Origin of the sequence: Ancylobacter defluvii (assembly GCF_018390605.1) — a bacterium.
GTDB classification, from domain to species: Bacteria; Pseudomonadota; Alphaproteobacteria; order Rhizobiales; family Xanthobacteraceae; genus Ancylobacter; species Ancylobacter defluvii.
The window spans coordinates 295,955-303,009 of record NZ_JAHBGD010000028.1; the positions used below are offsets into that span (position 1 = coordinate 295,955).

Sequence of the window (7,055 nt, forward strand, 5' to 3'; positions counted from 1 at the left end):
GAGAGCCCTACCGTTCCGCCTGTTTGTTGTTCAGGGCCTCACTTGCCCATCTGTAGCCCTTCTCGCCGGTTCCGTCGCCGAACCAGGCCAGGGGGACGGCATCCGCGGCGACCAGAAACTCAATGCCGGCGTTTCGCTTCTTGACCGTCTCTCCGTCCGTCAGGCGGTAGTCGATGATCTTGCCCTGACGGTAGGACGGTTCGTTTCGCGAGCGGTGAAGAGCCAGCCGGGCACCTTCCTGGATGCCCTTGATCACGTCGCTTTCCGAGACGACCCACGATCCGCTCCAGAAAAAGCCCTCACCGTCGGCGCTGACCCCGCGATCGTTCTCGCACACGAAATGGAACTCGGAGACGAAATCGCCGGGGCGGCGCCGGCTGGAGGATGGAGCGGGGCGCTTCACCTCGGTCCGGCGCTCGGCGAGCACGTCCTCGCAGCGGGAGGCGAGGTCGGACACGCCGCGCTTCGTCGCATTCTCGAGCAGCTGCTTGAGTTGAGGCGTTTCCATCGCACGCAGCCGTTCGATGGACCAGTCCGGTGCCTTGCTCATGCGCTGAGCCCACCCGCCAGCGTCGGGAAGTCGAGCGGGCGGAAGCCGTAATGCGACAGCCAGCGGACATCGGCCTCGAAGAAGGCGCGCAGGTCCGGCATGCCGTATTTCAGCATGGCGATGCGGTCGATGCCCATGCCCCAGGCGAAGCCCTGGTACTCGTCCGGGTCGAGGCCGCAATTGCGGATGACGTTCGGGTGCACCATGCCGCAGCCGAGGATCTCCAGCCAGTCATTGCCCTCGCCGAAGCGGATCTCGCCGGGGCGCGAGCGGTCGCACTGGATGTCCACTTCCATCGACGGCTCGGTGAAGGGGAAGAAGGACGGGCGGAACCGCATCGTCACGTTCTCCACCTCGAAGAACGCCTTGCAGAACTCCTGCAGGATCCATTTCAGGTGGCCGAGATGCGAGCCCTTGTCGATGACGAGGCCTTCCACCTGATGGAACATCGGCGTGTGGGTCTGGTCACTGTCCGAGCGATAGGTGCGGCCGGGGCAGATGACGCGGATCGGCGGCTTGTTCGCCAGCATGGTGCGCACCTGCACCGGCGAGGTGTGGGTGCGCAGCACCATCCGCGAGCCGTCTTCCTTGGTCGGCAGGTAGAAGGTGTCGTGCATCTCGCGCGCCGGATGCCCCTCGGGGAAATTCAGCGCGGTGAAATTGTGGAAGTCGTCCTCGATGTCCGGTCCCTCGGCCACCGAGAAGCCCATATCGGCGAAGATGGCGGTGAGTTCGTCGATCACCTGGCTGATCGGATGCACGCGGCCGAGCTCGGCCGGCGTCTCGCGCACGGGGAGGGTGACATCGACGCGCTCGGTTTCCAGGCGCTTGGCCAGCGCCGCGGCCTTCAGCGCGGTGCGGCGCTCGGCGAGCGCGGCGTTGAGGCGGTCGCGCAGGCCGTTGATGGCCGGGCCGGCGGTCTTGCGCTCGTCCGGGCTCATGCCGCCGAGGCTCTTCAGCAGCTCGGAGACCGAACCCTTCTTGCCGAGGGCGGCGACGCGGACGGCTTCGAGGGCGGCTTCGTCGCCGGCGGCGGATACGCCGGCGGTCAGCTCGGCTTCGAGCGCGGCAAGATCGGGCAGGGCAGCGGCGGACATGAACTTTCCTCGGCGGTGGCTCGGAGGGAGCGGACGCGGCGCTTATAGCGAGGCGCGATGCGGGCGCAAAGCGGGAGGGTCGAAACGGGTGCGGTCGAAACCGACGCGCGCGGGGGCATCAACGCAAAAAGCCCCGGCGCTCGCGCGCGGGGCTCCTCGCATGTCGGTCCCGGCAGTTGCGGGAGATCAGGCGGCGGCGGGCTGTTCCAGAGCAGCCTTGGCCTGCTCAACCAGCGCCTTGAACGCCTCGGGCTCATGGATGGCGATATCCGAGAGCACCTTGCGGTCGACCTCAATCCCGGCCTTGCCGAGACCGTCGATAAATCGACCATAGGTGAAGCCGAGCTCGCGGGTCGCAGCGTTGATGCGCTGGATCCACAGGGCGCGGAAATTGCGCTTCTTCGCCTTACGGTCGCGATAGGCGTATTGCTGCGCCTTCTCGACGGCCTGCTTGGCGATACGGATGGTATTCTTGCGGCGGCCGAAATAACCCTTCGCCGCCTTCAGCACCTTCTTGTGCTTGGCGTGAGAGGTTACGCCGCGCTTAACACGGGCCATGGGACTATCTCCTGGTACGGGCTAGGGCTGGCGTCAGCCGTTGGGCAGAAAATACTTGCGGACAACCACCGCATCCGGCTCAGCCATGACGGAGGTGCCACGCTGGTTCCGGATCTGCTTGTTGGTGCGCTTGATCATGCCATGGCGCTTATTTGCCTGGGCCATGATCACCTTGCCGGTTCCGGAGAGCTTGAAGCGCTTCTTCGCTCCGGACTTGGTCTTCATCTTGGGCATTTGGCTCGGTCTCCGCGGCCCGATGCGCGCCTTGCGGCACGCGCGGCCATTTTGTTGATGGTGAGCATCCGAACCGCCACGGCAGCCCTGATTGGCCGGGCGGTTCAACAAGGCCGCACCCCATACAGGAGCAGGCCCGTCATTTCAAGAGCCGTCAGGCATTGCGACGGCACGGGCGGGGGAATTCGTCCGTGCCGCTGCGCGCGCCAGGCGGCGAGTTGGCCGTGCGGCGGTCAGCACTGGCCCTTCTGCATCTGCACGCGCGGGCAACCATCGTCGCTGCGCTGCGGGCCCGGGCGCTCGCCCATCTGCGGCGGCGGACCCGGCGGGCGCGCCTGCTGCGGCGGATTGGAGGGCTGGGCCTGCTGCGGCGGGCGTCCCTGTTGCGGGGGCGCGCCATTGCCGCCATTGCCGCGTGGTGGTTGTCCACCGTTCCAGTCTCCTCTCGGAGGCTGGCCGCTCCCGCCATTGCCGCGTGGCGGCTGTCCGCCATTCCAGTCCCCTCTCGGAGGCTGGCCGCCATTCCAGCCGCCGCGCGGCGGCTGACCATTGTTCCAGTCGCCTCTCGGGGGTTGGCCGCCGTTCCAGCCGCCACGCGGAGGTTGCCCGCCATTCCAGCCGCCCCCGTTCCAGTCCCCTCTCGGAGGCTGGCCGCCATACCAGCCACCGCCCTGGGGCGGCGGAGGGGGACGCCGGCCGGGAGGCGAACCCCAGCGGTAGCGGTCGCCGTACCAGGGCCGGTCGCGGTAGTAGCGGCCCCAGTAATTGTCGACGCTGAAACCGATGATCGGCACGCCGATCATCGGGGCGTAGCTGGGGAATTCCACCCGTCGGCCGCGATAGTCATATTCGAGATAGGCGGCAGCGACCCAGCCGCGATAGCCGCGCCAGTCGACATCGCACCAGCTATAGCTGTCGAGGCAGCCGAAGATGGTGAGCGGGGTTCCGGTACCGAGCACCACCACCGCCGGATAGTCGGTGCCCGGCCCGGCGCGCAGGTTCACATTGGTGGTGACGAAACCGCCCGTCTGCGCGGATGCCACGCCGGTGAGGGCGATGAGGCCCCCCAGTGCGGCCAAAAGACGTTTCATGCGTATTCTCCAGGACGTTGCATCGCGTCTACAACGCCGACCCGGGGGGAAATGGATTACCTTCGTGAGGCAGAATCGTGATGGCACGGTGTCGACGCGGCGTCGATGGTGAATTCCCGCCGCTGCGTCACGTTGATCCACGGGCGCGAAGCGGACAGGATGCGCCGGTTCGCCGTCCTCCGCCCCTCGCCCTCGCCCGTCGTCACCGGCGGTCGTCGGGCGTTCCTTCCGCCGTCACTCACCGGATTGCCTCATGTCGTTCGGCACATTGCTCGAAGCGTTCCTGCTCGGCCTTCTCGAAGGCTTCACCGAATTCCTGCCGGTTTCCTCCACCGGCCACATCCTGCTGGCCGGCCATTTCCTCGGCTTCGAGAGCCAGGGCAAGGTCTTCGAGGTGCTGATCCAGCTCGGCGCCATCCTCGCCATCGTCACCGTGTATTTCCAGCGCTTCTGGCAGGTGCTGATCACGCTGCCGTCGAGCCCGCGCTCGCGCAATTTCGTGTTCGGCATCCTCATCGCCTTCCTGCCGGCGGCGGTGATCGGCGCCCTGGCGCACGGCTTCATCAAGCAGGTGCTGTTCGAATCGCCGGCGTTGATCTGCGTGACGCTGATTCTCGGCGGCATCGTGCTGCTCTGGGTCGACACGCTGAAGATCCGCCCCCGCCACACCGATGCGATGGCGCTGCCGCCGCTGCTGACGCTGAAGATCGGCTTTATCCAGTGCCTGGCGATGGTACCGGGCGTGTCGCGTTCCGGCTCCACCATCGTCGGCGGGCTGCTGCTCGGGGTCGGCAAGCCGGCGGCGGCGGAGTTTTCCTTCTTCCTCGCCTTGCCGACCATGACGGGGGCCTTCGCCTACGACCTCTACAAGAACCGCGACGCCCTCTCGATGGATGACGGCATCATCATCGGCGTCGGTTTCGTCGCCGCCTTCATCGCGGCGCTGGCAGTGGTGCGCACGCTTATCGCCTTCGTTTCCCGGCACGGCTTCACGCCGTTCGGCTGGTGGCGCATCGCGGTGGGCGGCGTCGGGCTGATCGCCTTGGCGCTGGTGGGCTGACGCGCGACGCCATCATGAAAAAAGGCCGCCGGGGAGCACTCTCCGGCGGCCTTTTTGTTGGAGGCAAACGGCTCAGATGGTGATGCGGGTGAACTGGCCGGCCTTGCGGTAGCGCCAGAGATAGCCCGGCAGCACCGCGCCCAGCGCGGTCGGGTGGATGCCGAGGCCTTCGAGCGTGCGGCCCTCGGCGATCGCCTGGGCGGAGACCACATTGTCATGCGCCAGCAGCTTCACCTGGTCGCGGGTGAGCAGCGGGTTGGGCAGCAGCTCCAGCAGCCGCGCCTGCAGCGCGGCGATGCCGAACGGCAGCGGCACCAGCAGGCGCTTGCGGTCGATCTCCTTCAGCATGATTTCCATCAGCTGCTTGAAGGTGAGGATTTCGGGGCCGCCGAGTTCATAAACGGTGCCGGGCCTGGCGATCTCGTCCACCGCCTTGGCCACCGCGGCGGCGACGTCGCCGACGAACACCGGCTGGAAGCGGGTGGTGCCGCCGCCGATCAGCGGCAGCGCCGGCGCCAGGCGGGACATCGCGGCGAAGCGGTTGAAGAAATTGTCTTCCGGGCCGAACACGATGGAGGGGCGGAACACCACCGCCTCCGGCACCGCTTCGCGGGCCGCGGTCTCGCCCGCCGCCTTGGTGCGGGCATAGGACGAACCGGATTGCGGATCGGCGCCGATGGCCGAGACATGGATCAGCCGCGCCCCGACTTCGCGCGCCGCCAGCGCCACCTGCTTGGCACCGAAATGATGCACCGCTTCGAAACTCTGGCGCCCGCCCTCGTGCAGCACGCCGACGAGGTTGATGACGGCTTCCGCCCCTTCGGCGGCGCGTAGCACCGACGCCGGGTAGCGCAGATTGGCCTGCACCGGGTTGATCTGGCCGACCGCGCCCAGCGGCTGGAGATGGCCGGCGAGATCCGGGCGGCGCACGGCGACGCGCACCCGCCAGCCCATGCGGGCGAGCGAGCGCACCACGTGGCGGCCGATGAAGCCGGAACCGCCATAGACGGTGACGAGGCGCTCCATGGGGGCGGAGCGCGCCTCCAGTTCCGCCTCGTCGGGAAGCGGCATGTCATCGGAGGTAGCGGCGTCGACCATGGTGCTCTCCCGGCCCGTAAATCGTGTATGCCAGACGATTAGCGCGCCGCCGCGCCAGCGTCCAGCACCGAGCGTCCGCGCCGCGGCCGCTGGTTGCACGCATCGGCGCCGATCGGTCTCATCATACACCTCACCGGCCTGTCGCGGCGAGGTGGCGAGGATCCGTCGGGAGAAGGGGTGGATGAAAATTCCCCACAGGAGAAGCGTTATTGATGTGATTGCCTCGTTGACAAGCGGGAGGTCCCCCGACTATGTGTCGCCGCCGTGCCGCAAGGCATGTGCCCAGGTGGCGGAATTGGTAGACGCGCTGGTTTCAGGTACCAGTGGGTAACACCGTGGAGGTTCGAGTCCTCTCCTGGGCACCATCGCTCTCTTAGAGCGTTGATTTTGCTGAGAACCTTGGATAGTCAGGCTTTCTGATGCGCCGACCGGTACACACGGGCGGTACACATGGTTCTCAGGATGACCCGGCCAATGCGCCGCAAGGACAGCTCATTCATCGCCTTCCGAAAGCGTGTCCCTGCCGATGTCGTCGGCAAGGCGGATGGCCGTTCTGTCGTTATCCGCTTCCCCGCTGAAGGCTCCGATCCCCAACACGTCGTGTTTGCCACGGTGGGGAATGCCGAGGTGAAATTCTCCCTCCGCACCCGTGATCCCGCCATCGCCAAAAGCCGCTCGGGGGTAGCCGAGGCGCACCTACAGCGGCTCTACGCCAGTTTGCGGCAGGGCGCCCGGCAGCTCACGCGTCGCGAAGTGACAGCCCTTGCTGGCGAATGGTACCGCGCCGGGATGGCCCGCTGGGAGGATGATCCGGGTTCGGGAGGCGTGTGGCAGAAGCTGCAAGACGCCATGGCTAAGGCCGCCGATGATCCGGCTTTCTTGGAAGCGGAGATGGCCCCTTTCGTTGACGAGCTTCTCGCGGAGAAAGCGCTCATCATTGACGAGCAGAGCCGGATGGCCCTGATGCAGGGCATGCGCCGCGCCATCGCAGATGCTGCCTCGACGCTCCAGAGAAGGTCCGAGTTCGATTACGGTCCCGACGAGCTTGCAGCCCGCTATCCGGTTTGGGAGGAGGCTTCCGCCTCAACGGGGACGGGTCAGCCCAAGCGTCCCTCCACGACCCCCAAGGACGGCAAGGCGGTCTCTATGCGGGGTCTCGTGGATAGCTGGTGGCAGGAGGCTCAGGCGGCGGGCCTCTCCCGCAAGACGCATCAAGCCTATGGCAGCGCCATGGATCGCCTTAGAGATCACGTTGGGCACGACGATGCCTCCCGGATCACGCCCGAGGACGTGCTGGGCCTCAAGGATGCTCGCCTAGGTCGGATCGACATTCATTTGAGCCAGATCATGGCGCCAGCGAGATGAAC

Annotated in this window: 8 protein-coding genes and 1 tRNA gene; 3 read left to right on the top strand and 6 right to left on the bottom strand. The window is 66.7% G+C overall.

The genetic code is table 11. The features are described from left to right. Positions 1-7: 7 nt before the first annotated feature. From KHC24_RS24755 to KHC24_RS24775, 5 genes are all read right to left on the bottom strand, one after another. Positions 8-550, bottom strand: a complete 543-nt coding sequence (locus tag KHC24_RS24755; protein WP_246547647.1) for a hypothetical protein — start codon at positions 548-550, stop codon at positions 8-10. Beyond that, a complete protein-coding gene (pheS, locus tag KHC24_RS24760) occupies positions 547-1,647 on the bottom strand; it encodes a phenylalanine--tRNA ligase subunit alpha (protein WP_444979314.1) in 1,101 nt (366 codons plus the stop codon). The genes KHC24_RS24755 and pheS overlap by 4 nt, the downstream gene beginning before the upstream one ends. A gap of 186 nt (positions 1,648-1,833) precedes the next feature. Beyond that, on the bottom strand, positions 1,834-2,205 hold the full coding sequence (gene rplT, locus KHC24_RS24765) for a 50S ribosomal protein L20 (RefSeq protein WP_213367079.1): 372 nt from the start codon (positions 2,203-2,205) through the stop codon (positions 1,834-1,836). Between the two features lie 33 nt (positions 2,206-2,238). Beyond that, positions 2,239-2,439 carry a 50S ribosomal protein L35 gene (gene rpmI, locus KHC24_RS24770; RefSeq protein ID WP_213353165.1) on the bottom strand — a complete coding sequence of 67 codons (201 nt, stop codon included), beginning with the start codon at positions 2,437-2,439 and terminating at the stop codon, positions 2,239-2,241. A 233-nt stretch (positions 2,440-2,672) separates the two neighbouring features. Further along, the gene (locus KHC24_RS24775; protein ID WP_213367081.1) at positions 2,673-3,530 is read right to left on the bottom strand and encodes an SH3 domain-containing protein; all 858 of its coding nucleotides are present in this window, start codon (positions 3,528-3,530) and stop codon (positions 2,673-2,675) included. Positions 3,531-3,783: 253 nt separating this feature from the next. On the opposite strand from KHC24_RS24775, the gene KHC24_RS24780 reads away from it, so the two are divergent. Beyond that, on the top strand, positions 3,784-4,590 hold the full coding sequence (locus KHC24_RS24780) for an undecaprenyl-diphosphate phosphatase (RefSeq protein WP_213367083.1): 807 nt from the start codon (positions 3,784-3,786) through the stop codon (positions 4,588-4,590). Positions 4,591-4,662: 72 nt separating this feature from the next. Here KHC24_RS24780 and KHC24_RS24785 read toward each other — a convergent pair whose 3' ends face one another. Next, positions 4,663-5,688 carry a complex I NDUFA9 subunit family protein gene (locus tag KHC24_RS24785; protein WP_213367085.1) on the bottom strand — a complete coding sequence of 342 codons (1,026 nt, stop codon included), beginning with the start codon at positions 5,686-5,688 and terminating at the stop codon, positions 4,663-4,665. Between the two features lie 280 nt (positions 5,689-5,968). Here KHC24_RS24785 and KHC24_RS24790 point away from each other — a divergent pair. Further along, positions 5,969-6,053, top strand: a tRNA-Leu gene (locus tag KHC24_RS24790). Between the two features lie 109 nt (positions 6,054-6,162). After that, positions 6,163-7,053 (top strand): DUF6538 domain-containing protein, encoded by an 891-nt coding sequence (locus KHC24_RS24795; RefSeq protein WP_213367087.1) that lies wholly within the window; start codon positions 6,163-6,165, stop codon positions 7,051-7,053. The last annotated feature ends 2 nt before the right edge of the window (positions 7,054-7,055 follow it).